Origin of the sequence: Streptomyces sp. NBC_00448, from assembly GCF_036014115.1 — a bacterium.
Lineage (GTDB): Bacteria > Actinomycetota > Actinomycetes > Streptomycetales > Streptomycetaceae > Actinacidiphila.
In genome coordinates, this window is sequence record NZ_CP107913.1 from 5697501 (window position 1) to 5722290 (window position 24790).

The 24790-nt window shown below is 71.0% G+C and carries 21 protein-coding genes and 2 rRNA genes (1 of these 23 running past the window's edge); 18 read left to right on the forward strand and 5 right to left on the reverse strand.

Features of this window, described 5'->3' with window-relative positions:
- The 10 genes from OG370_RS24355 to OG370_RS24400 all read left to right on the forward strand — a co-directional run.
- Positions 1–2071, forward strand: a 23S ribosomal RNA gene (locus OG370_RS24355); it begins 1054 nt to the left of the window's first position.
- Positions 2072–2179: 108 nt separating this feature from the next.
- Positions 2180–2296 (forward strand): 5S ribosomal RNA (gene rrf / locus OG370_RS24360).
- Positions 2297–2374: 78 nt separating this feature from the next.
- Positions 2375–3022: an HAD family hydrolase gene (locus OG370_RS24365; RefSeq protein WP_328467696.1), complete on the forward strand. Its 648-nt coding sequence runs from the start codon at positions 2375–2377 to the stop codon at positions 3020–3022.
- 112 nt (positions 3023–3134) lie between these two features.
- Positions 3135–4505, forward strand: coding sequence for an MFS transporter (locus OG370_RS24370; RefSeq protein WP_328467698.1), 1371 nt, complete (start codon positions 3135–3137; stop codon positions 4503–4505).
- Entirely contained in the window at positions 4474–5661 is a 1188-nt protein-coding gene (locus tag OG370_RS24375) for an acetoin utilization protein AcuC (RefSeq protein WP_328467700.1), read from the forward strand. The genes OG370_RS24370 and OG370_RS24375 overlap by 32 nt, the downstream gene beginning before the upstream one ends.
- A gap of 100 nt (positions 5662–5761) precedes the next feature.
- Positions 5762–6562, forward strand: a complete 801-nt coding sequence (locus OG370_RS24380) for a phosphatase (RefSeq protein WP_328474373.1) — start codon at positions 5762–5764, stop codon at positions 6560–6562.
- A gap of 129 nt (positions 6563–6691) precedes the next feature.
- Complete coding sequence (locus OG370_RS24385) at positions 6692–6904, forward strand: helix-turn-helix domain-containing protein (RefSeq protein WP_202235362.1); 213 nt, start codon at positions 6692–6694, stop codon at positions 6902–6904.
- 146 nt (positions 6905–7050) lie between these two features.
- Positions 7051–7149 carry a 30S ribosomal protein bS22 gene (locus tag OG370_RS24390; protein ID WP_003948845.1) on the forward strand — a complete coding sequence of 33 codons (99 nt, stop codon included), beginning with the start codon at positions 7051–7053 and terminating at the stop codon, positions 7147–7149.
- Between the two features lie 164 nt (positions 7150–7313).
- Complete coding sequence (locus OG370_RS24395; protein ID WP_328467706.1) at positions 7314–8357, forward strand: NAD-dependent epimerase/dehydratase family protein; 1044 nt, start codon at positions 7314–7316, stop codon at positions 8355–8357.
- Positions 8358–8436: 79 nt separating this feature from the next.
- Positions 8437–9651 (forward strand): lysophospholipid acyltransferase family protein, encoded by a 1215-nt coding sequence (locus tag OG370_RS24400; protein WP_328467708.1) that lies wholly within the window; start codon positions 8437–8439, stop codon positions 9649–9651.
- 97 nt (positions 9652–9748) lie between these two features.
- Here the strand turns inward: OG370_RS24400 and OG370_RS24405 are convergent, their stop codons facing one another.
- The 3 genes from OG370_RS24405 to OG370_RS24415 form a co-directional block, all read right to left on the reverse strand.
- Positions 9749–11128, reverse strand: a complete 1380-nt coding sequence (locus OG370_RS24405) for a DUF5667 domain-containing protein (RefSeq protein WP_328467710.1) — start codon at positions 11126–11128, stop codon at positions 9749–9751.
- Between the two features lie 198 nt (positions 11129–11326).
- A complete protein-coding gene (locus OG370_RS24410; protein WP_328467712.1) occupies positions 11327–12127 on the reverse strand; it encodes an ECF subfamily RNA polymerase sigma factor, BldN family in 801 nt (266 codons plus the stop codon).
- 460 nt (positions 12128–12587) lie between these two features.
- Positions 12588–13514 carry an HAD family hydrolase gene (locus OG370_RS24415; RefSeq protein ID WP_328467714.1) on the reverse strand — a complete coding sequence of 309 codons (927 nt, stop codon included), beginning with the start codon at positions 13512–13514 and terminating at the stop codon, positions 12588–12590.
- 83 nt (positions 13515–13597) lie between these two features.
- Between OG370_RS24415 and OG370_RS24420 the strand changes: the two genes are divergently transcribed.
- The 8 genes from OG370_RS24420 to OG370_RS24455 all read left to right on the forward strand — a co-directional run bounded on the left by OG370_RS24420 (position 13598) and on the right by OG370_RS24455 (position 21786).
- On the forward strand, positions 13598–13843 hold the full coding sequence (locus OG370_RS24420; protein ID WP_328467716.1) for a glutaredoxin family protein: 246 nt from the start codon (positions 13598–13600) through the stop codon (positions 13841–13843).
- A 235-nt stretch (positions 13844–14078) separates the two neighbouring features.
- Positions 14079–14756, forward strand: a complete 678-nt coding sequence (locus tag OG370_RS24425) for a 3'-5' exonuclease (protein WP_328467718.1) — start codon at positions 14079–14081, stop codon at positions 14754–14756.
- A 131-nt stretch (positions 14757–14887) separates the two neighbouring features.
- Positions 14888–15598 (forward strand): redox-sensing transcriptional repressor Rex, encoded by a 711-nt coding sequence (locus OG370_RS24430; RefSeq protein WP_103887072.1) that lies wholly within the window; start codon positions 14888–14890, stop codon positions 15596–15598.
- Between the two features lie 73 nt (positions 15599–15671).
- Positions 15672–17036, forward strand: a complete 1365-nt coding sequence (locus tag OG370_RS24435) for a glutamyl-tRNA reductase (protein ID WP_328467723.1) — start codon at positions 15672–15674, stop codon at positions 17034–17036.
- Complete coding sequence (gene hemC / locus OG370_RS24440; RefSeq protein WP_328467725.1) at positions 17029–18141, forward strand: hydroxymethylbilane synthase; 1113 nt, start codon at positions 17029–17031, stop codon at positions 18139–18141. Before OG370_RS24435 ends, hemC begins: the two co-directional genes overlap by 8 nt.
- A complete protein-coding gene (locus OG370_RS24445) occupies positions 18138–19799 on the forward strand; it encodes a uroporphyrinogen-III synthase (RefSeq protein ID WP_443060735.1) in 1662 nt (553 codons plus the stop codon). The genes hemC and OG370_RS24445 overlap by 4 nt, the downstream gene beginning before the upstream one ends.
- A 357-nt stretch (positions 19800–20156) precedes the next feature.
- Positions 20157–21143, forward strand: coding sequence for a porphobilinogen synthase (gene hemB / locus OG370_RS24450; RefSeq protein WP_328467726.1), 987 nt, complete (start codon positions 20157–20159; stop codon positions 21141–21143).
- 91 nt (positions 21144–21234) lie between these two features.
- Positions 21235–21786 (forward strand): hypothetical protein, encoded by a 552-nt coding sequence (locus OG370_RS24455; protein ID WP_328467728.1) that lies wholly within the window; start codon positions 21235–21237, stop codon positions 21784–21786.
- Positions 21787–21808: 22 nt separating this feature from the next.
- Here the strand turns inward: OG370_RS24455 and OG370_RS24460 are convergent, their stop codons facing one another.
- Complete coding sequence (locus OG370_RS24460; protein WP_328467730.1) at positions 21809–22744, reverse strand: DUF4253 domain-containing protein; 936 nt, start codon at positions 22742–22744, stop codon at positions 21809–21811.
- Between the two features lie 77 nt (positions 22745–22821).
- Positions 22822–24597 (reverse strand): arginine--tRNA ligase, encoded by a 1776-nt coding sequence (gene argS, locus OG370_RS24465; protein ID WP_328467732.1) that lies wholly within the window; start codon positions 24595–24597, stop codon positions 22822–22824.
- Positions 24598–24790: the final 193 nt, after the last annotated feature.

Here is a 24790-nt window from a genome sequence, read left to right on the forward strand (position 1 = left end):
TGGGGGATAAGCTCCATGGTCGAGAGGGAAACAGCCCAGAGCATCGACTAAGGCCCCTAAGCGTACGCTAAGTGGGAAAGGATGTGGAGTCGCAGAGACAACCAGGAGGTTGGCTTAGAAGCAGCCACCCTTGAAAGAGTGCGTAATAGCTCACTGGTCAAGTGATTCCGCGCCGACAATGTAGCGGGGCTCAAGCGTACCGCCGAAGTCGTGTCATTCACGCAATATCCCCAACGGGAGTGTGGATGGGTAGGGGAGCGTCGTGTGCCGGGTGAAGCCGCCGCGTAAGCGAGTGGTGGATGGTTCACGAGTGAGAATGCAGGCATGAGTAGCGATACAAGAGTGGGAAACTCTTGCGCCGATTGACTAAGGGTTCCTGGGTCAAGCTGATCTGCCCAGGGTAAGTCGGGACCTAAGGCGAGGCCGACAGGCGTAGTCGATGGACAACCGGTTGATATTCCGGTACCCGCTTTGAAACGCCCAGTACTGAACCGAGCGATGCTAAGGCCGTGAAGCCGCCTCTGATCTCTTCGGAGTGAGGGGGAGTGGTGGAGCCGCTGAACCGGACTTGTAGTAGGTAAGCGATGGGGTGACGCAGGAAGGTAGTCCAGCCCGGGCGGTGGTTGTCCCGGGGTAAGGGTGTAGGGCGTGTGGTAGGTAAATCCGTCACACATTAAGTCTGAGACCTGATGCCGAGCCGATTGTGGTGAAGTGGATGATCCTATGCTGTCGAGAAAAGCCTCTAGCGAGTTTCATGGCGGCCCGTACCCTAAACCGACTCAGGTGGTCAGGTAGAGAATACCGAGGCGTTCGGGTGAACTATGGTTAAGGAACTCGGCAAAATGCCCCCGTAACTTCGGGAGAAGGGGGGCCACTTCCGGTGATGGAGTTTACCTCTTGAGCTGGGGGTGGCCGCAGAGACCAGCGAGAAGCGACTGTTTACTAAAAACACAGGTCCGTGCGAAGCCGTAAGGCGATGTATACGGACTGACGCCTGCCCGGTGCTGGAACGTTAAGGGGACCGGTTAGTCACACTTCGGTGTGGCGAAGCTGAGAACTTAAGCGCCAGTAAACGGCGGTGGTAACTATAACCATCCTAAGGTAGCGAAATTCCTTGTCGGGTAAGTTCCGACCTGCACGAATGGCGTAACGACTTCTCGACTGTCTCAACCATAGGCCCGGTGAAATTGCACTACGAGTAAAGATGCTCGTTTCGCGCAGCAGGACGGAAAGACCCCGGGACCTTTACTATAGCTTGATATTGGTGTTCGGTTCGGCTTGTGTAGGATAGGTGGGAGACTTTGATATCGCGGCGCCAGCCGTGGTGGAGTCGTCGTTGAAATACCACTCTGGTCGTGCTGGATGTCTAACCTCGGTCCGTGATCCGGATCAGGGACAGTGTCTGGTGGGTAGTTTAACTGGGGCGGTTGCCTCCTAAAGGGTAACGGAGGCGCCCAAAGGTTCCCTCAGCCTGGTTGGCAATCAGGTGTTGAGTGTAAGTGCACAAGGGAGCTTGACTGTGAGACTGACGGGTCGAGCAGGTACGAAAGTAGGGACTAGTGATCCGGCGGTGGCTTGTGGAAGCGCCGTCGCTCAACGGATAAAAGGTACCCCGGGGATAACAGGCTGATCTTCCCCAAGAGTCCATATCGACGGGATGGTTTGGCACCTCGATGTCGGCTCGTCGCATCCTGGGGCTGGAGTCGGTCCCAAGGGTTGGGCTGTTCGCCCATTAAAGCGGTACGCGAGCTGGGTTTAGAACGTCGTGAGACAGTTCGGTCCCTATCCGCTGCGCGCGTAGGAGTCTTGAGAAGGGCTGTCCCTAGTACGAGAGGACCGGGACGGACGAACCTCTGGTGTGCCAGTTGTCCTGCCAAGGGCATGGCTGGTTGGCTACGTTCGGGAGGGATAACCGCTGAAAGCATCTAAGCGGGAAGCCTGCTTCGAGATGAGGGCTCCCACCCACTTGATGGGGTAAGGCTCCCAGTAGACGACTGGGTTGATAGGCCGGATGTGGAAGCCTCGTGAGGGGTGGAGCTGACCGGTACTAATAGGCCGAGGGCTTGTCCATGTGTGCTCGCGTCCACTGTGTAGTTCTGAAACAACCAGCGACTACACACCCCTAGCTCCTTTGTGAGGGCTGGGTTGGTGTGTGGTGTGTGGGACAGTTTCATAGTGTTTCGGTGGTCATAGCGTTAGGGAAACGCCCGGTTACATTCCGAACCCGGAAGCTAAGCCTTTCAGCGCCGATGGTACTGCAGGGGGGACCCTGTGGGAGAGTAGGACACCGCCGAACAATTTTTCAGCTCGGGTCCCCCGATTTAATCGGGGGACCCGAGCTTTTTTGCGTTCAGCACCCCTGTACGGTGAGCCCGTGCAGTACGACCTGGTGATTTTCGACAATGACGGCGTCCTGGTGGACAGCGAGCCGATCTCCAACCGCATCCTCGCGGACTGCCTCACCGCGGCCGGACACCCCACCACCTACGAGGACTCCCTCCGCGACTTCATGGGAGCCGCACCGCACCGCATCCACGATGTGGTGCGCGAGCGGTCGGGTGCGGAGTTGCCCGCCGACTTCGACGCGGCCTATCACGCGCAGGTCTTCGCCGCGTTCGAGCGGGAGCTGGAGCCGGTGGACGGCGTGGCGGTCGTCCTGGAGAAGCTGGCGGCGGACGGGGTGCCGTACTGCCTGGCGTCGTCCGGGGGGCATGAACGGATTCGGGTCGCCCTGCGGAAGACCGGGCTGTACGCACGGTTCGGGGAGGAGCGGATCTTCTCGGCGCAGGACGTGGGGCGTGGCAAGCCGGCGCCCGACCTGTTCCTGCACGCCGCACGTGAGATGGGGGTCGCCCCCGACCGGTGTGCCGTGGTGGAGGACAGCGGGCTGGGTGTGGCGGCGGCGCTCGCGGCCGGGATGGACGTGTACGGGTACACCGCGATGACGCCGGCCGAGAAGCTCGTGGGGGCGACGGCGCTCTTCCACACCATGGCGGAGCTCCCCGGCCTGCTGTCCGGCTGACCGTTCCGGCGGCACGTGCGGCGGCAGGCGTGGCGGTCCGCACCGAGCTCCGCAAGGAATCGTTTCCCCGGCCCCTACTCATCCGTAGCTTTCGCGCTTAGCCTGCTCGCTTATGGATGTCGCTCGCCCGCAGGCCCTGCGGCAAGGCCGAGCCGCCCTCGCGGTCAGCTTCTTCGCGCAGGGCGTGCTGTTCGCGTTGCTCGTGACCCGTATCCCCGCGATCCAGGACCGCTACGGGATCAGCGACGGACTGCTGCCGGTGTTCCTGGCGGCCGTGCCGATCCTGGCCGGCATCGGGAGCGTGCTGACCGAGCAGCTGGTGAAGCGGGTGCGGCCGAGCGTGGTGCTGCGCTGGGTGCAGCCGACGGTGGGGCTGGTGCTGGCCGGCCTGGGTGCCGGGGACCGGCTGTGGGTGGCGGCGGTGACGTTGGCGCTGTTCGGGGTGTGCGTCGGCGGGCTCGACGCGTCCATGAACATGCTGGGCGTGAGCCTCCAACGGGCCTGGGGGCAGAGCATCATGCTGGGTTTCCACGCCGCCTACAGCCTGGGCGGCATCGTGGGGGCGTCGCTGGCGTGGTCGGGTGCGCACTGGCACTTCGCGCTGTTCTCGCTGTACGCGCCCGCGGCGCTGGTGCTGATCCCGCTGGCGCTGACCGCGAGCCGCTGGTACCGCGACCAGCAGCCCGACGACGCGGCCGCCGCCTCCGGTGCCCAGGGCGCCCAGGCGCCCGACGGTGCCCGTGGCGCGGCCGGTGACGGCCTGGCGGTGCCGTACGGCCCCGAGCCGCCCGCGTCGGCCGCCGCGGGCCTTCCCGCCGCGTCCGGTGTGTCCGCCGCGTCCGACCCGTCCGGCGCGTACCCGGCCGTGCCCCGGGCCGTCCAGCAGGTCGCCATGCGGATGCTGCTGCCGCTGTGCCTGGTGATGGCGTTCGCGTACATCGGCGACTCGACGGTCTCCAACTGGAGCGCGAAGTACCTGCAGGACACCCTGCACAGTTCGGACCAGCTCTCCACGGTGCCGTACGCGGTGTACATGGTGACCACGCTGATCGGGCGGTCGGTCGGTGACCACGGAGTGCGGCGGTTCGGGGCGGTCGCGGTGGTGCGGCTGGGCACGGTGGGGGCGGTCGCCGGGTTCGCGGTGGTGGCGGTGGCGCCGGGGCCCTGGGTGGGCATGCTCGGCTTCATGCTGCTCGGGCTCGGGTTGTGCGTGGTCGTGCCGCAGACCTTCGCCGCGGCCGGGCGGATGTTCCCCGACGCCTCGGACACGGCGATCGCACGGCTGAACATCTTCAACTACGTCGGGTTCCTGGTCGGGTCGCCGCTCGTGGGCGCGCTCGGCGACGCGTGGAGCTACCGCGGCGCGATGGTCGTACCGATGGTGCTGGTGGCGGCGACGCTGGTGTACGCGCGGTCTTTCGCGGCCGGGCCCGCCGGGTACGGTGTCGGCCATGAGCGGCCGCGCACAGTTGATGTGGGATGACCAGGAGACGGCGTACGACTTCGGGGCCGGGCACCCGATGGACCCCGTGCGGCTCAAGCTGACCTGGGCCCTGGTGCGGGCGTTCGGCCTGGACGCGGGGTTGAAGGTGGTCGCGGCGCCGCCGGCCGGGGACTCGACGTTGGAACTGGTGCACCGGGCGGACTACGTGGCGGCCGTGCGCCGGGCCTCGGCGGACCCGCGGGCCGCGCAGGCCGGCGCGGAGGCGGGGTACGGGATCGGCAGCGTCGACAACCCGGCGTTCGCCGCGATGCACGACGCGTCCGCGCTGATCGCGGGGCAGTCGGTGGGTGCGGCCGAGGCGGTGTGGCGGGGCGAGGTCGAGCACGCGGTGAACTTCGCCGGCGGGCTGCACCACGCGATGCCGGGCCAGGCGGCGGGCTTCTGCGTCTACAACGACGCGGCGCTCGCGGTGGCGCGGCTGCTGGAGTTGGGCGCGGAGCGGGTGGTGTACGTGGACACGGACGTACATCACGGGGATGGCGTGCAGACGGTGTTCTGGGACGATCCGCGGGTGCTGACGATCTCGCTGCACGAGACGCCGCGCACGCTCTTCCCGTTTGCCAGCGGGTGGCCGGAGGAGACCGGCGGGGCGGCGGCGGAGGGCGGCGCGGTGAACGTGGCGCTGCCGGCCGGGACCGGGGACGCGGGCTGGCTGCGGGCGTTCCACTCGGTGGTGCCGGAGTTGGTGGCGGCGTTCCGGCCGCAGGTGCTGGTGTCGCAGCACGGCGTGGACACCCATGTGGAGGACCCGCTGGCGCATCTCGCGGTGTCGCTGGACGCGCAGCGGGTGGTCGCGGAGGCGTGCCACCGGCTGGCGCACGAGCATGCGCAGGGGCGCTGGTTGGCGCTGGGCGGCGGCGGTTACGCCGTGGCGGACGTGGTGCCGCGGGCGTGGACGCATCTGGTGGCGATCGCGGCGGGGACGCCGGTCGCGCCGCAGACGCTCGTGCCGCAGGAGTGGCAGGAGCAGGCGTACGCGCTCACCCGGACGTCGGTGTCGGCGCGGATGACGGACGGGGCGGCGGCGCGCTGGACGGAGTTCGACGACGGCGGGTACGACCCGGCTTCGCGGCTGGACCAGGCGGTGCTGGCGACGCGGCGGGCGGTCTTCCCGCTGCACGGGCTGCTGCCGTAGCCGCGGTCGCGGGCGGTGCAAGACCCGGCGGCCCACCCGTGGGAGTGATTTCGGAGGGTTCGTCATGCGCCGGGCACGCGACGTGGGCAGGATCGGCCGGGTGGTGAGTGTGGGTGCGCTGCGCGCACATCTGGTGGCGGTGGGGCTCGCGGGCCGGGTGGGCACTGCTCGGGAGCAGAGCCTGGTGAACTACGGGCTGTTCGCGGCGCGTGATCCTCGGCAGACCTGCGGGCTGGAACCCGACGGCGATTGGGGGCGGGCGGAGTTGCTGCGGTTGATGGCCGACCGGTGCGGGGTGTCGGCCGATCCGGGGCAGACGTCGGGGCCGGACGCGATCGATCCGGACCGCACGGTTGCGGCGCTGGACGCCTTCGCGGAACGCCTGGCACGGGCGGCGCACGACCGCGTACCCGTCCTCTTGGGCACAGGACATCCACATCGTCTCCTTGGTTTCTACGCAACTTTGGCCGCCGCTCTGTCGGCGGCCGGCTGCCAAGTACTCACCCCGCCCTACGCCCACTGCATGCGTATGTCCACACACTTCGGCGTACGCGCACACCGCCTCGGCTACGTCGGAGGGGTGGCTCTGGTGCGTTCGGAGGGGGCGGAGCGCGGGGCGCACACGCACTCGCCGCTGCCGGTCCGGGCGGCGCTCGCGGCGGCTGCCGAACAGGCCGGGATATTGCCGAAACTGGTGGTGGGAGACCATGGATTCGTCTGCGGGGCAGGGCAGTTGGGCATCGAGGCGATCGGTCTGGGGGACTGCGACGACCCCGCGGTTTTCGTCGCGGAGGCGGAGGGCAGGGTGTCGGTGGCCGTACCACTCGACGACACCGCTCGCTCGGACTACTACCGGCCGGTCACCCGCTACGTGTTGAAGAGTGCGTGGCTCGCACAGTAGTCAACCCTTCGCAACTCCTCTTCCCCACTCGCATCATCCGCCCCTAATCTGAGGGGGAGCGCACATGCCTGTTTGGAGTCGCCGGAGGGGAAGCCGGTGGCCGTCATGTGCGGAAGGTTCAGGTGTGTCATGGCTGTAACTGAAAGTCGGCCTCTCAACGAGGTCGTGTTCCTCACCGTCGCCGAAGTCGCGGCGGTAATGAGGGTGTCGAAGATGACCGTGTACCGGCTGGTGCACAGCGGTCATCTGCCGGCGATTCGCGTGGGTCGGTCCTTCCGGGTTCCGGAGCAGGCCGTGCACGAGTACCTGCGGGAATCCTATGTGGGGGTGGAGTCTGCCTGAGCTGCCCGAGGCGGCCCGGTAACGGGCCGGTGACGGACCGCGTGGGCCTCGGTTACGTTCGTCCGCTCGGGGCGGGTAGGCTTGGCCGACGTAGGTCGTGTGGGCTCGGACGCCCCGCACCGAGTGAAACCGAAGCGAGGGTTGTCGTGGGCTCTGTCATCAAGAAGCGGCGTAAGCGTATGGCGAAGAAGAAGCACCGCAAGCTTCTGAAGCGGACGCGTGTTCAGCGCCGTAACAAGAAGTAAGCGAGCTTTTTGCCGCTCTCCTGCCCCCTTCCTCCGCCTGATTCAGGGCGGTCGAAGGGGGCAGTGGCATGTACGGGGGCCGGTCGGGGCGCGGGGGCGTTTCGTCACCGTCGCGCAACAGCGGCGGGGTACGGTGACAGCATTCCCCGAGGAAGGCGCTGAACGTGGGCAAGGTGGTGCTCGTCACCGGAGTCGCGCGGCAGCTCAGCGGGCGGTTCGTCCGCCGTGTGCAGCGTGAGCCCGAGGTCGACCGGGTGGTCGCGGTCGACGCGGTGCCGCCGGAGCACGACCTGGGGGACGCGCAGTTCGTGCGGGCCGACATCCGGCAGCCGATGATCGGCAAGGTGCTGGCGCGGCACTCCGTGGACACCGTGGTGCACCTGGACGTCAGCGGCACCCCGCTGGGCTCCGGCGGCCGCACCCAGGCCAAGGAGACCAACGTCATCGGCACGATGCAGCTGCTGGGCGCGTGCCAGAAGGCGCCGACCGTCCGGCGGCTGGTGGTGAAGTCCACCACGAGCGTCTACGGTTCCGCGCCGCGCGACCCGGCGGTGTTCAGCGAGACCACCCCGGTCAAGTCGCTGCCCAGCGGCGGCTTCGCGAAGGACGCGGTCGAGGTCGAGGGGTACGTCCGCGGCTTCGCCCGGCGCCGGCCCGACGTGGCGGTGGCGGTGCTGCGGTTCGCGAACATCCTCGGCCCGCGGGCGGACACCCCGCTCGCGGAGTTCTTCGACCTGCCGGTGCTGCCCACCGTGTTCGGGTACGACCCCAGGTTGCAGTTCGTGCACGAGGACGACGTCAACGAGGTGCTGGTGGTCGCGGCCACGGAGGCGCGGCGCGGGACGCTCAACAGCGGCACGTTCAACATCGCGGGCGACGGGGTGCTGCTGCTGTCGCAGACCGCGCGGCGGCTGGGCCGTCCGACCGTGCCGGTGCTGCTGCCCGCGGTGACGTGGGTGGGCCGGATGCTGCGGGCCGCGGGCGTGACGGACTTCTCCAGCGAGCAGATCCGGCTGCTCACCCACGGCCGGGTGGTCGACACCCGGCAGATGCGGGAGACGCTGGGCTTCCACGCCGCGTTCACCACTGCGGAAACGTTCCACGACTTCGCCCGCACCCGGCAGCCCGGCCTGCTGCCGCCCGCACGGGTGGCGGCCGCGGTCGACGAGGTGGCGGCCAGGGTGCGGCGCACGGAGCCGGCGCGATGACGGTGGGCGTGGCGGCGGTGGCAACGGTGGACGGCGTGGGATCGATGCGGGGGCCGGAGCGGCAGAAGGAGCGGCAGCCATGACGGACGCGAAGGTCATTCCGTTCGGGGATGACGCCCGTCGCCGCGGCAGTGGTGGCGGCAGCGGTGGCGGAGGGGCCGGGGCGCGGCGGTCGCGGAGCCGGGAGCGCAAGGCGGGCCCGCCGGGGGCGGGCCAGACGGCCGAGGGGGGCGCCCAGGCGCCGCTGGCGGCCGTACCGGAGGGGGGTCCGGGGATTCCGGCGCAGGCGGACGGGTCGGAGCCGGCAGGGCCCGGGGAGGGCCCGCACGGCGGCACCGCGGCCGAGGGGTCCGCGGCCGGCACGAGCGGTGCCGGCGACTCCGGAGGCCCGGGGTCCGATCAGGGCGCACCGCTGGCCGCGGCGTTCGGCGCGGTCGCCGACCGGCTGCTCGGCGGGCCGTGGGAGCGGAAGGTCGCGGCCGGGCTGTCGTTCCTGCGCCGGCGGGTGACCGGGGACTACGACGTCGACGAGTTCGGTTTCGACGCCGATCTCACCGACCAGGTGCTGCTGTCGCTGCTGCGCCCGCTGTACGAGGGGTACTTCCGGGTCGAGGTCAAGGGCATCGAGAACATCCCCGCGGAGGGCGGCGCCCTGGTGGTGTCGAACCACTCCGGGACGCTGCCGTTCGACGCGCTGATGACCCAGGTCGCCGTGCACGACCACCACCCGGCCGGGCGGCACCTGCGGCTGCTGGCCGCGGACCTGGTGTTCGTGCTGCCGGTCATCAACGAGCTGGCGCGCAAGGCCGGGCACACCCTGGCCTGCTCGGAGGACGCGCAACTGCTGCTGGAGCGGGGCGAGGTGGTCGGGGTGATGCCCGAGGGCTTCAAGGGCCTGGGGAAGCCCTTCTCCGAGCGGTACAAGCTCCAGCGGTTCGGGCGGGGCGGGTTCGTGGCGACGGCGCTCAAGACGAAGGTGCCGATCGTGCCGTGCTCGGTGGTGGGCGCGGAGGAGATCTACCCGATGGTGGGCAACTCCCGCACGCTCTCCCGCATCCTCGGCGTCCCGTACTTCCCGCTCACGCCGACCTTCCCCTGGCTCGGCCCGCTCGGCCTGGTTCCGCTGCCGACCAAGTGGACGATCCAGTTCGGCGAGCCGATCCCCACGGAGTCGTATCCGCCGGAGGCCGCGGACGACCCGATGCTCGTCTTCAACCTGACCGACCAGGTCCGCGAGACCATCCAGCACACGCTGTACGAGCTGCTGGTGGAGCGGCGGTCGGTGTTCTTCTGAGCGCCGTCTTACGGAGATCGGGGCCGGGTACGCGTCGGGGGCGGGTGGTCCGGGTGGACCGCCCGCCCCTGAAGCTTTTTACCGTGATGCGTTGCCGTCAGCCTTGGTCGTCGCTGCTGGTCAGGCCGAGACCGGGGAGGAGACCGGGGAGCAGCGGGGGCAGCTCGACGGAGTGGTGCGGCGAGCTGGGGGTCTCCGTCGGGGTCGCCCCGGGGATGCCGGGGAGGGCGGGCTGCGTGTCGAGCAGCTTGCCTGAGCCGCCGATGAGACCGTCGGGAGCGCTGTCGGAGGGCGAGGGGCTGGGGCTCTGCCCGCTGTCCTCGCCGGCCGTGCCCTTCGTCGTGGTCGTCGCCGACGGGCTGCCCGAGGGACCGCTGCCGGGGATGCCGCCGTCGTGACCGGTCCCGGAGCCGTCCACGCCGTGGGTGGCGGGCGTGCCGGGGCGGTCCTTCTGCGGCAGGGACAGCGGCGCGACCTCTGCGTCTATGGCGTCGAAGAGCGAGGTCACCTGGTCGGAGACATCGGTGAGCTGGCTGGGCAGCTTGCCGCTCAGGTCGGCCCAGCCCTGCCGGTGGCTCTCCGCGAAGGTGTTCAGCAGCTCCATCGGCTGGAGCGAGCCGTCCTTCTGGTAGGCCGCGGTGAGCAGGCGGTGCCCCTCGGACACCTCCTGGTGCATCCCGGACAGCGCCTTGCGCACCTCGCCGACCGACTCGCCGTCGAGCTGGCCGCCGCGCCCGCGGTCCATCAGCCGGCGGGCCTCCTGCATGCGGGTGGACGCCATGTCGAGGTAGACCTTGCCCCGAGAGGAGTCGCTGCCCGCCATGTCCAGCTTGATGTCCTCCATGCTGCGCTTGAGGCCGTAGAGGCTGTCACCGGGCAGGGCGTTGGTGCTCGCCGCCGCGACGCCGCCGAAGGCACCGGCGGCGACTCCCATGGTGAGCCCGCCGACCGCGATCCGGCGTGACAGCCGGGAGCGCGGGGCGAGCTTGCGCAGCGCTGCCGCGGGTGCTCGCCTGGGGCTCTCGCCGCGTTGCTCGGGCACCCGGGCGGTGGCGCGGAAGCTGCCGTCGGCGATGGCCTGCTCCATGGCGGCGATCAGCTGGGCGCGCTGCACCGTTTTCTGCTCGGGGTCCATCGCCGGGCGGGGCCGCCGGCCGAGCACCTCGGCGAGCGCGACCATCGAGACCTGCTCGGGGTCGGCGTGCCGGTCGGCGGCATGGGAGCCGTGCCCTCCGCCGACGCTGTGCGCGCCGCCGTGGCCGCCGTGCTCGCCATGGCTGCCGGGACCGGCACCCGCGCCGGACCCGTGGGCGCCGGAACCTCGGGCACCGGACCCGTGGACGTCGGCACCGCCGTCCGTACCGGTACCGGCGCCGTGCCCACCGGTGGTCTCCTCGCGGCCGCCGTCAAGCCCGGCGTCCTCGACCGCCTGGGCGAAGGCGTTCGCCCGACGGTGTGCCGTTGCCTGTCCGATCACGGGCGGCACCTCCTCTCGTCTCCACACTCGACTCCTCCCGCCGTCTGGAAGGTTGCCCTCTCCCAGGCCGTCCACCCGATCGGGTGAAAAACGGTGAGCGGCGTGCGGCGCGGAAGTGTCTGCATGTGTTGCAACGAGTGCCGGTCCGGTTGGGTTACGCAGGTCTGATGATCGGGCAGGGTGAACCGTACGCGGTGCTCATCTGGCGTCTTCGGGCAGCAGGCGGGCCAGGGTGCGCACCGCGCGGTACTGGAGCGTCTTGATGGCGCCCTCGTTCTTCCCCATCACCCGGGCGGTCTCGGCCACCGACAGGCCCTGCAGGAAACGCAGGGTGATGCACTCCTGCTGCTGCGGGTTGAGCTTGCGCACGGCGGTGAGCAGCGCCTCGTTGGAGAGCTGTTCCAGTACCGATTCCTCGGGGCTGCGGGCCACCTCGTTGGCGTCCAGCATTTCGCCGGTGGTCACTTCGAGTCGGAACCTGCTCGACTTGAAGTGGTCGGCGACCAGGTTGCGGGCGATCGTGACCAGCCACGCGCCGAAGTCGCGGCCCTGCCAGGTGAAGGTGCCGATCCGGCGCAGGGCGCGCAGAAAGGTCTCGCTGGTCAGGTCCTCGGCGGTGGCCTTGGAGCCGACCCGGTAGTAGATGTACCGGTAGACGGTGTCGCTGTAGTGGTCGTACAGCCGCCCGAATGCCTCGGTCTCGCCGCTCTGCGCGGCTTCGACCAGGTCCATCATGCGGCCGCTGTCGGTGTCCGACGCGGGCCGGCGGGCGTGGGCGCCCTTGTCGGCGGCGCTCTGGCCCCGCTGCGGGCTGCTGTTGCGGGTGCGTCTGCCTGCGGCGGTGCTGACTTCGGCCAGGGCGTAAGCCGAGCCGGGGACGGTGGGACCGGACGTGGCGAGGGCGGGCACGGCGAACGCGGGGACACGCGGCAACTGGTCGGAGACCAGAGCGCGCAGCGCAGCCAGGCCGGAGGTGACAACCCCGTCGTGTGGGTACACGGGACTCCCAGAGGCAGAACTTCCATCACGTGCAGTACGGGACCGTTCACCCGTCGTGGCGACGTGTGGGTACCGGAATGCGTCTGAGGAGAATAACGCTTCGTACAGGCGACGCTACACCGAGTTGTGGAATTCGCCGTTTCCGGCACTTCCTGTGCGGAATCGTGATCGACCAATTATCGAACAGAGCACCCGAGTTGACCACTTGCAGTCGTGAAGCGCTCGTGTGAAGCGCGTGTTGTGCTCGTGTCGAAGTCGACGAAGCGAGCCGCGTGTTCGACGGAGCGAGCCATGCGGGGCGGCCGCGGCGGGCCGCGCCGGGGCGTACGCGGGCGGACCGTAAGGGAGCGGGTCGAACGGCGGCGGACCGTACGGGAGCGGGGTCCGGGTCTTCGCGGGCGGGCCGGGCGGGCCGGGCGGGCCGGGCGGTGCGGTTGGTGCGGTTGGTGCGGGCTCGCCGTCAGCGGTAGCGCCGGCGCACGGCCACCGCCGCCAGCACCCCACCGGTCACCGCGCCCATGCCCGCGGCCGCGGGAATCCCGATCTTCGCGGCCTTGCGCCCCGTGCGGTAGTCGCGCAGCCGCCATCCCTCGGCCCGCGCGTGCTTGCGCAGCGCGCTGTCGGGGTTGACCGCGTACGGGTGTCCGACCAGCGAGAGCATCGGGATGTCGTTGGTGGAGTCGCTGTACGCCGCGCACCGCGACAGGTCGAGGTCCTCGGCCGTCGCCAGCGCCCGTACCGCCTCGGCCTTGGCCGGGCCGTGCAGGGGTTCGCCGACCAGCCGGCCGGTGTAGACGCCGTCGACGGACTCGGCGACGGTGCCCAGCGCCCCGGTCAGGCCGAGCCGGCGGGCGATGATCGTGGCGGTCTCCACGGGCGCGGCCGTGACCAGCCAGACCCGCTGCCCGGCGTCGAGGTGGGCCTGGGCGAGCGCGCGGGTGCCGGGCCAGATCTTGCCGGCCATGTACTCGTCGTAGATCTCCTCGCCGATGCTCATCAGCTCCTCGACCCGGTGCCCCTTGACGATGGACAGCGCGCTGTCGCGGGCGTCCTGCATGTGCTCGGGGTCCTCGGAGCCGGCCAGCCGGAAGTACGCCTGCTGCCAGGCGAACCGGAGCAGGTCGCGCTTGTCGAAGAACTTCCGCTTGTACAGCCCGCGGCCGAAGTGGAAGAGCGCGGCGCCCTGCATCACGGTGTTGTCGAGGTCGAAGAAGGCGGCGGCCCGCGGGTCGCCCGCCACCGGGAACTGCGGCTCCTCGGTTTCGGCCGCCGCGTCGTCGGACCGCGCCTCGCTGCCGAGCGCGGCCTCCGCGGCGGCCTCTCCTGCCAGCACACTCCGCTCGGTGGCGGACTGCTTACGGGGGGTGAGCCATTTGAGAGCGGCCATGTCGCGAGCATAACCAGATCGGGGGGCGGGTCGGCTGCGGCCGGGATGCGGGCGCGTGAACGGTGCGGGACACAATGGCGGGTATGACGACGACCCCGAAGACGGTGACCTTGATCGGCAAGCCCGGCTGCCACTTGTGCGACGACGCCCGAGCCGTGATCGAGAAGGTCGCCGCGGAGACGGGCGCGGCCGTGGCCGAGCAGGACATCACCCAGGACACCGAGTTGTACGACCGCTACTGGGAGCAGATCCCGGTGGTGCTGGTCGACGGCGAGCAGCACACCTTCTGGCGGGTCGACGAGCGGCGGCTGCGCGCGGCGCTGGCCTGAGCGGGCGCTGAGCCCGACCCCGCGCTGAGCCGGACCCCGCGCTCACCTGACCTGGCCTGACCTGGCGCTGACCTGACCCGGCGCTCGGCCCCGGCCGCCCCACCCGGCGCTCGGACACGTGAATCCGTGCACGAACCCCTGGGCATTTTGAGCGGATTGCCTACGGAGCCGCGTATTCGATTACCATCAGGGGCGTTTTGTACACCCGGGGGCGATGCGTGAGGAGTGTGGGCACGTGCTTCCGGGCCGGAGTCAGGGTTCGTACGGCTATGCCGTCGTGGACTTGGAGGCGACCGGCTCGTCCTCGCACCGGCACCGGGTGGTGGAGTTGGCGGTGCTGCTGCTGGACCGGGACCTGGTGCCGCAGGGCGAGTTCACCACGCTGATCGACCCGCAGGGACCGGTCGGCCCCACCCACATCCACGGCATCGAGCCGGAGCACCTGAGCGGGGCGCCGCGGTTCGCCGAGATCGCCGCCCGGCTGCTGGCGCTGCTGCGCGGCCGGGTGCTGGTCGGCCACAACGTCGGCTGTGACCGGGCCTTTCTGGTCGCGGAGTACGCGCGGCTGGGCCTGCGGCTGCCCGCGGCGCCCGAGGTGTGCACGATGCGGATCGCGGCGACCGCCGGCGACGGCCCGGCGCCGTACGGGCTGTCGCTGCGGGCCTGCGCCGCCGCGATCGGGCTCACCGACTGGAGTCCGCACACCGCGCTCGGTGACGCCCGCGCCACGGCGGCGCTGCTGGCCCACCACGCCCCGCAACTGCCCGGCCTGTCCGAGCTGCTGGCGACCGCGGCCGGCCTGCGCTGGCCGGAGCCGTCCGACCTGCCGGCGGCGGCGGACGGCCTGTGGGTTCGGCGCAGCAACGATTCGGCACGGCGAACAGTGCCGAATGTCCGGCATGGGCATGCGTGATGCCCATCACTTCCGCCGGGCAAATCGGACACCATCTTTGTGCACGCGTTCACAAAGACATAGCCTGGCGTCCACGGGGCGTCCCCAAAGACCGTGGTCGCCCTCAGCCCAGCTCTACCCGCAGGAGCACCGTGGCAACTGGCCGAACACACCGACCGGCGACCCGCGGCCGAGGAATTCCCGAGGCCACCGTCGCCAGGCTTCCGCTGTATCTGCGGGCACTGACAGCACTCTCGGAGCGCTCCGTGCCCACCGTCTCCTCGGAAGAACTCGCCGCCGCCGCCGGAGTCAACTCCGCGAAGCTGCGCAAGGACTTCTCCTACCTCGGCTCCTACGGGACGCGCGGGGTCGGATACGACGTGGAGTACCTCGTCTACCAGATCAGCCGGGAACTCGGCCTCACCCAGGACTGGCCCGTCGTCATCGTCGGTATCGGCAACCTCGGCGCCGCGCTCGCCAACTACGGCGGGTTCGCCTCCCGGGGCTTCCGGGTCGCCGCGCTGCTGGACGCCGACGCGGGCCTGGCCGGGCGCCTGGTCGCGGGCCTGCCGGTGCGGCACATCGACGAACTCGAGGCGATCGTCGCGGACAACCAGGTGTCCATCGGCGTGATCGCGACCCCGGCCGGCGCCGCCCAGGAGGTCACCGACCGCCTCGTCGCGGCCGGCGTCACCTCGATCCTCAACTTCGCCCCGACCGTGCTGTCGGTGCCCGACGGGGTCGACGTGCGCAAGGTCGACCTCTCCATCGAACTGCAGATCCTCGCCTTCCACGAGCAGCGCAAGGCCGGTGAGGAACGCCAGGACCCGGACGGTGACGTACCCGCCGTGATGCCGGCATGAGCGAGCGCAGCGAGAGCACCATCGGAAGGTGCGCCCCGACCGCGGGCCGGCCCGAGCACAGCGGGAGGTGCGCATGAGCCTCCTTGTCGTCGGGCTGAGCCACCGCACCGCGCCGGTCAGCGTCCTCGAGCGCGCCGCGCTGCCCGAGGGCGCGCGCGCCAAGCTGCTCCAGGACACGGTGGCCTGTGAACCGGCCACCGAGGCCGCGGTGCTGGCCACCTGCAACCGCATAGAGCTGTACGCCGACGTCGACAAGTTCCACGCCGGGGTGGCCGAACTGACCACGCTGCTCGCCCAGCACAGCTCCGCCGGCCTGGACGAGCTGACCCCGCACCTGTACGTGCACTACGAGGACCGGGCCGTCCACCACCTGCTGTCGGTGGCCTGCGGGCTGGACTCCATGGTGGTCGGCGAGGGCCAGATCCTCGGCCAGATCAAGGACGCCCTCGCCCTCGGCCAGCAGCAGCACACCGCCGGCCGCCTGCTCAACGACCTGTTCCAGCAGGCGCTGCGGGTCGGCAAGCGGGCCCACTCCGAGACCGGCATCGACCGGGCCGGACAGTCCCTGGTCACCTTCGGACTGTCCCAACTGGCCCCCGCCACCGGCCCGCTCGACGGCCGCAGCGCCCTGGTGGTCGGCGCCGGATCGATGTCCTCGCTCGCCGCGGCGACCCTCGCCCGGGCCGGCGTCCGCGAGTTGGCGATCGCCAACCGCACCGTCGAACGCGCCCAGCGGCTGGCCCGCGCACTCGCCGACCAGCACCCCGGCCTGAGCACCCGCGCCCTCACCATCGCCGACGTGCCCGACGCCGTCTCGCAGGCCGACCTCGTCGTGTCCTGCACCGGCGCCACCGGCCTGGTGCTGACCGCCGACGACCTGCGGACCGCCGTCGCCCGCCGCACCGGCGAAGGACCGCTGGCCGTACTGGACCTGGCGATGCCGCGGGACGTGGACTCGGCCGCCCACCAGCTCGGCGGCCTGCACTTCGCGGACATCGAGTCGCTCGCCGCGGCCTCCGCCGACGCCCCGATGGCCGCCGACGTGGACCAGGTGCGGGCGATCGTCTCCCAGGAGGTCGCCGCCTTCGGCGCGGCCCAGCGGGCGGCCCGGATCACCCCCACCGTGGTGGCGCTGCGCGCGATGGCGGCCGATGTCGTGGCGGGTGAACTTTCCCGACTCGACGGTAGGCTGCCCGATCTGGACGACAAGCAGCGCGCCGAGATCACCCAGACGGTACGCCGTGTGGTGGACAAACTCCTGCACGCTCCGACCGTGCGGGTCAAGCAGCTTGCCGGTGAGCCCGGCGGCGCCGGGTACGCCGACGCGCTGCGTGAACTCTTCGACCTCGACCCGCAGGCGGTCGCCGCCGTCAGCCGGGCCGACACCCGGCCGCCGACCCGGGTGGCACAGAACCGAATCGAGGCGGGCAATGAGTAACCCTGCGGGGCCGGGACCGGAAACGGTGCGGCCGTCGGCCGCGGCCCCCGGACCGATCGGCGCCGGTGACGCCACCGCGGAGGCGGGCCCGGCAACGGACCGGCCCGCGCCGGCCGCTGACGTGCGCGCGCCCCACCGCGACTCCGCCCCCGGCGGGCGACCGCTGCGGCTGGGTACCCGCCGCAGCAAGCTCGCGATGGCGCAGTCCGGCATGGTCGCCGACCAGGTACGGCAGTTGACCGGCCGGCCGGTCGAGCTCGTGGAGATCACCACCTACGGCGACGTCTCCAAGGAGAGCCTGGCCCGCATCGGCGGCACCGGGGTGTTCGTCTCCGCGCTGCGCGACGCGCTGCTCGCCGGCGAGATCGACTTCGCCGTGCACAGCCTCAAGGACCTGCCCACCGCCGAGCCCGACGACCTGGTCCTGGCCGCGATCCCGGTCCGTGAGGACCCCCGCGACGCGCTCGTGGCCCGCGACGGCCTCACCTTCGCCGAGCTGCCGCCCGGCGCCAAGGTCGGCACCGGCTCGCCGCGCCGCATGGCGCAGCTCAACGCGTGGGCACGGTCACACGATCTGGACATCGAGACGGTCCCGATCCGTGGCAACGTTGACACCCGAATCGGGTACGTTACTTCAGGCACGCTCGACGCGGTCGTGCTGGCCGCCGCCGGGCTGAACCGTATCGGCAGGCTTGCCGAGGCGAGCGAGCTGATCGACACCAGCGTCAGCCTGCCCGCTCCCGGACAGGGGGCACTGGCCGTCGAGTGCGCCGCCTCCAACCAGGAGTTGGCCGCACAGCTCGCCGAACTCGACGACCCGTTCACCCGGGCCGCCGTGACCGCCGAGCGATCCCTGCTCGCCGCCCTTGAGGCCGGTTGCTCCGCCCCTGTGGGCGCGCTGGCCGACCTCGTGGCCGACGGGCAGTTTACCGAGCTGCGCCTGCGCGGCGTCGTCGGCACCACCGACGGCACCTCGCTGGTGCAGATGTCCACCACCGGTCCCGTACCGGCGTCGGACGACGAGGCGCGGGCCGTTGGCCGCGAACTCGCCGTGGCGATGCTCGCCAAGGGTGCGGCCGGTCTTATGGGGGAGCGCACACCTTGAACCCCGCCGCCGTCGCTACAACCAACCCGGCCGGCACCGCCGCCGGTCCGGCCGTACCAGCAGCCGGGCACGTGACCTTCCTCGGTGCCGGGCCCGGTGACCCGGGCCTGCTGACTCTGCGCGCCGTCGAGGCACTCGCCCTCGCCGACGTGCTCGTCGGCGCCGGACACGTGCTCGACGTGGTTCGCGGCCACGCCCGCGCCGACGTGGGCACGGCCGAACCCGCCGTCAACGGTGAGGTGTTGGACACCGCCGACGCCGCCGCTGCTGCCTCACAGCTTGTCATGTCGTCCGCGCGCACCGGTAAGCGGGTGGTCCGCGCGGTGGCCGGCGACCCCGGTCTGGACGCGTCCACGGCCGAGGAGATGCTGGCCTGCGCCCACGCGGGCATCCCGTTCGAGGTCGTCCCCGGCGTCGCCGCCGCCCTCGGCGTGCCCGCGTACGCCGGCGTGCCGCTCAGCGGCGACGTCCGGTTCGTGGACGCGGCCACCGCCTCCGACCAGTGCTGGGGCGAGGTCGGCGCGAGCTCCGCGACGCTGGTGGTCTCCACCACGCTGCAGACCGTCGCGGCGGCCGCCGCCGAACTCGTCGCCGCCGGGCGCAAGCCCGACACCGCGCTGACCGTCACCGTGGCCGGCACCACCACCCGCCAGCGCACCTGGAGCGCGACCCTGGCGACCATCGCGGCCGAGCTGAAGGCGACCAAGGCGCTGCCGACGCCCGAGGGGCCGATCGCCGCGATAGCCGTGGTCGGCGAGCCCACCGCGTACCGGCGGCAGCTGTCCTGGTTCGAGACCAAGCCGCTGTTCGGCTGGCGGGTCCTGGTGCCGCGCACCAAGGAGCAGGCCGCCTCCCTGTCGGACCAGCTGCGCTCCTACGGCGCGGTCCCGCACGAGGTGCCGACCATCGCGGTCGAACCCCCGCGCACCCCGCAGCAGATGGAGCGCGCGGTCAAGGGCCTGGTCACCGGTCGCTACGAATGGATCGCGTTCACCTCGGTCAACGCGGTCAAGGCGGTCCGGGAGAAGTTCGAGGAGTACGGCCTGGACGCCCGGGCGTTCGCCGGGATAAAGGTCGCCGCCGTCGGTGAGCAGACCGCGCAGGCGCTGGTCGAGTTCGGCGTCAAGCCGGACCTGGTGCCCAGCGGTGAGCAGTCCGCCGCCGGGCTGCTGGAGGACTGGCCGCCGTACGACCCGGTCTTCGACCCGATCGACCGGGTGTTCCTGCCGCGCGCCGACATCGCCACCGAGACGCTCGTCGCCGGTCTGGTGGAACTCGGCTGGGAGGTCGACGACGTCACCGCCTACCGCACGGTGCGCGCCTCGCCCCCGCCGGCCGAGACCCGCGAGGCGATCAAGGGCGGTGGCTTCGACGCGGTGCTGTTCACCTCGTCCTCCACGGTGCGCAACCTCGTCGGGATCGCCGGCAAGCCGCACAACGTGACCGTCATCGCCTGTATCGGGCCCGCGACCGCGAAGACGGCGGAGGAGCACGGGCTTCGGGTGGACGTGATGGCTCCCGAGCCGTCCGTGCACGCGCTCGCGCAGGCGCTCGCGGAGTTCGGGCGGGCACGACGTACCGCGGCCGAGGAAGCGGGTGATCCTGTCACGCGGCCCAGCGAGCGTCGGCCGGGGGCCCGGCGCCGCTCCCGGGTTTAACGGGACCCTCCGGGGTGGATGGTCCTGTCGGTTCCGGGACCACCTGCCGGTGGGGGGGGGTGCGCGCGCCGTCCCCGCGCCCCTGGATTCGCCCGGCTCCCTCCGGGGCAAGCGCGGGGGGAGCCGCACATACACAGGGGCGCGTGGGGGTACCTCCCAGGCGAAGCTCTGGGGGAGAACGGCGCGACCAGCCCCCACCGGCGGGTGGTCCCTCAACCGGCGGGCAGGGGCACCCCGGAGGGTCAGGGGCCACCCCGGGAGCACCGACTTCGCGTCGGGAAGAGCACCCTGCGTACGGGCGTACCGTGGAAACCCTGGTACAGATCCGCACCCTTTTCCTGAAAGGCGGCGCAGCCGATGAGCAGCCGATACGGCGAGTTCCCTGGAGCGCGGCCCAGGCGCCTCCGGACAACCCCCGCGATGCGCCGCCTGGTTGCCGAGACACGCCTGGACCCGGCGGAGCTGATCCTCCCGATGTTCGTGCGGGAGGGCGTCAGCGAGCCGGTCGAGGTCTCCTCGATGCCGGGAGTGGTCCAGCACACCCGTGACAGCCTCCGCAAGGCCGCCGTGGAGGCGGCCACCGCCGGTGTCGGCGGGCTGATGCTCTACGGCGTGCCCGAGACCAAGGACGCGGTGGGCAGCGCCGGCACCGACCCGGACGGCATCCTCCAGCACGCGATCCGTGACGTGGTGGCCGAGGTCGGGGACGCGGCCGTGGTGATGTCCGACCTGTGCCTGGACGAGTACACCGACCACGGCCACTGCGGCGTGCTGGACGACCAGGGCCGGGTCGACAACGACGCGACGCTGGAACGTTACGCCGAGATGGCCCGGGTGCAGGCCGACGCCGGCGTCCATGTGGTCGGCGCGTCCGGGATGATGGACGGCCAGGTCGGTGTGACGCGCGACGCACTCGACGAGATAGGCCGCCAGGACGTGGCGATCCTCGCCTACACCGCCAAGTACGCCTCCGTGTTCTACGGCCCCTTCCGCGAGGCGGTCAACTCCTCGCTCCAGGGCGACCGAAAGACGTACCAGCAGGACCCGGCGAACTTCCGGGAGTCGATGCGCGAACTGACGCTCGACCTCGCGGAGGGCGCGGACATGGTGATGGTCAAGCCCGCGTTGCCGTATCTTGACGTGCTGAGGAAGGTCGCGGACACCGTCGACGTGCCGGTCGCGGCGTACCAGATCTCCGGTGAGTACGCGATGGTCGAGGCCGCTGCCGCGAACGGCTGGATCGACCGGGAGCGTGCGATCCTGGAGACGCTGACGTCGATCCGGCGGGCGGGTGCGAACCTGATCCTGACCTACTGGGCCACGGAAGTCGCCCAGCGGCTGTAGCGGCCGCGGTGGTCGTACGGCCCGAGCGGCCGTGGGACCGCGGCGGTCATGACGGCCGCCGGGCGCGTGTTGAGGAAAGGGGAGGGGTCCGATGAGCCGGGGCATACCCTCGTGGGCCACGGTGAGCGGGCTGACCGCTGCGGCGATGGCCGCGGTGTCGGTGCTCGCGATCCAGGCCAGCGGATCGTCCCCGAGCGGCAAGCCGACCGCCGCCGGGCCCACCCCGCACCCCACCGCGACCAAGCAGCAGGCCCCGCAGGCCCCGCCGCCGGTGCCCCCGCACTCGGACACCGGCAAGCGGATCGTCTACTCGCTCTCCCAGAACCGCGTGTGGGTGGTGCCGCGCTCCGGCCCGACCTCCACCTTCCTGGTGCAGCCGGGTACGGTGCCGGCGCAGGTGGGCACCCACTACGTGACCGGGCGCAACGCCACCGGCACCGGTGCGGACGGCGTGAAGGTCGAGCACCTGGTGTTCTTCGAGTACACCGCCGAGACCTGGGTGGCCTTCTCCGCCCCGATCGACGACACGGTGAAGGCGCCGCCCTCCTCGCTGCACACCGGCGCCATCCGTGCCCACCGCGGCGACGAGACGAAGATCTGGAACAACACGGTCATCGGGTCCACGGTCGTCGTCCTGAAGTGAGCGCGCGCCCGGCCGGCCCGCCTCAGTCCCACCAGAAGGTCCAGACCCTCTCGTCCACCAGGGACTTGGCGTAGGCGCGCAGGGTGCCGGGGCCCTGCGTGATGTTGTCCGGGCAGAAGGAGAGGTGCTCGGCGGCGACGGCCTCGGCCTCCTCGACGGTGGCGGGCGGGGCGGCGACGGTGGCGGTCAGCGTGGCGAAGCCGAGGGCGACCACGCGCAGGCCGAAACGGTCCTCCCAGGAGCGCAGCACCGCGCACAGCCGGGCCACGTCGTGCTCGTGGTTGACCGGGCCGGCCCAGCCGATGGCGGCGGGGACGTCGGCGCTCCGGCGGGCGTACACCAGCGCCGCGCGCGGGTCCTGCAGGCGGCCGGCGCCGGTGAGAGCCGCGGTGAGTTCGGCGGCGACGGCGTCGGGCCGGCCGGCGGCGGCATCCGCGGAGGTGAGCAGCTTCGGGGCGAGGCCGGGGAAGGCGGGGCCGAACGGGGCGACCAGGTCGCGCAGTTCGTCGTCCCACTCCGCGTCCGCCGGGTCGTCCGCGTCCTCGGCGGGGCCGGCGTCCGAGTCCTCGGCAGTGTCGTCGTCGTGGTCCGCGGATATGTCTGCGTCTGCCTCCGCGGCTTCGGCGCACAGCGGCCAGGCGTGGGCCAGGACCTCCTCGGCGTCATGGTGGCCCGGATACGACATCGCGCCAGGGTCCAACTCCCAGGCGGCAACGTCCTCCATGCCGGGTATCCCCCCGGACTCCAGCAGCACCGGCAGCAGGCCCACCGACCGGGCCGCCGCCGGCTCCGGCCGACTGCCGGGCCCGGCCGGGGCGTCAGCGTGCCAGAGCAGCGGCTCGTGCCAGATCCCGTCGCAGGTGGTGTCGACCAGTCGCCCCGGCGGCAGCCGCAGGCCGAGAGCGGCACCGCTGGGGTCGTCCGTGAGCCGGGGGAGGGGGTTCGGAAGCATCGCCATGCCGAGACTCTAGGACCGGGTCCCGACAGCGCCCGCACCGCGGTCCTCGGCGCGCACCGAGGACCGCGGGCACGGTCCTACAGGCGTTCGGGGCTGCGGATGCCCAGCAGTTCCAGGCCCTTGCTCAGGGTGCGGCCGGTCAGCTCGCACAGCAGCAGGCGGTTCTCCACCTGCGCCGGGCCGCCGTCCGCGGTCAGCACCGGGCACTGCTCGTAGAACGTGGTGAACAGCGAGGCGAGTTGGAAGAGGTACGACGCCAGCCGGTGCGGCTCGTAGCTCTCCGCGACCTCCGCGAGGCTGTCCCCGAACGCGTCCAGGTGCAGCCCCAGCGCGCGCTCGGCCGGCTCCAGGGCCAGCTCCGGGTGGGCGACGGGCCGCTGGTCGGCGCCGGCCTTCCGGAAGATGGACCGGGTCCGGGCGTACGCGTACTGGAGGTAGACGCTGGTGTCGCCGTTGAGCGAGACCATCCGGTCCAGGTCGAAGATGTAGTCCCGGCCGAGCGACGTGGACAGGTCGGCGTACTTGACCGCGCCGATGCCGACCTGCCGGCCGTTGTCCACGATCTCCTGCTCGGAAAGGCCGATCTTCTCGCCCTTCTCCCGCACCACCGCGGTGGCCCGATCGACCGCCTCGTCGAGCAGATCCTCCAGCTTGACGCTGGCGCCGGCCCGGGTCTTGAACGGCTTGCCGTCCGCGCCCAGCACGGTGCCGAACGGGAGGTGCCGCGCCACCACGCCGTCGGTGAGCCAGCCGGCCCGCCGGGCGGTCTCGAAGACCATCCGGAAGTGCAGCGACTGCCGGACGTCCACGACGTAGAGCAGGGTGTCGGCGTGCAGGTCGCCGGTGCGGTTCCGGATCGCGGACAGGTCGGTGGCCGCGTACCCGAAGCCGCCGTCCGACTTGCGGACGATCAGCGGGACCAGCTCGCCGTCCTTGCCCTTGATGTCGTCGAAGAAGACGCACAGCGCGCCCTCCGAGCGCACCGCCACGCCGGACTTCTCCAGCAGCTCGCAGGTCTCGACCAGCATGTCGTTGTACCCGGACTCGCCGACGATGTCGTCGTCGGCGATCTCGATGTCCAGCTTGTCGTAGACCGAGAAGAAGTAGATCTTCGACTCGTCGACGAACCGCTGCCAGGTCGCCAGCGTCTCGGGGTCGCCCGCCTGGAGGTCGACCACCCGGCGCCGGCCCCGCTCCTTGAACGCCTCGTCGGCGTCGAAGAGGGCGCGCGACGCTTTGTACAGCCGGTCGAGCCGGGACATGGACGCCTCGCCCGAGTCCGCGTCGGCGCCCTCGGTGTGGTCCAGCGCGTGCGGGTGCTCCAGCAGGTACTGGATCATCATGCCGAACTGGGTGCCCCAGTCGCCGATGTGGTGCCGCCGCACCACCCGCTCGCCCTCGAACTCCAGGATCTTCACGATCGCGTCGCCGATCACCGAGGAGCGCAGGTGGCCGACGTGCATCTCCTTCGCCACATTCGGCTGTGCGTAGTCGACGACGGTGGTGCCGGGGGCGGCCTTCTCGGGCACGCCGAGCCGGTCGTCCGCCACGCGCAGGGCGAGGTTCGCGGTGATCGCGGAGTCGGGCACGCTGATGTTCAGGAAGCCGGGGCCTGAGACCTCGACCTGGCCGACCACCTCGTCCGTGGGCAGCGCGGCGAGCACGGCCGCGGCCAGCTCCCGCGGATTGGCCTTCGCCCGCTTGGCCAGGCCCAGCACTCCGTTGGCCTGGAAGTCCGCCCGGTCGCTTCGTCGCAGCAGCGGGTCGGCGTCGACGGCCGACGGCACCGCGGCCGCGAGGGCGGCGGAGACGCGCTGCTGGAGCGAAGCGGAGAGGGAAGCGACCGAGGCCATGGAGGTGCCGTTCCGTGTGTCGGGGAGATCGGACGTGCTACGGCGAGGTAGCAGCATCATTGTCCCATGGGCCCCGCGACCGGCTCACCCAGTTATCCACAGGCCGCACGGTCGCCGTCGGGTTATCCACAGGCGGGATTATCCGCTGGCGAGCGGAGGCGCCAGGTCTGGGAGAATGAACGTGCCGGGCCGC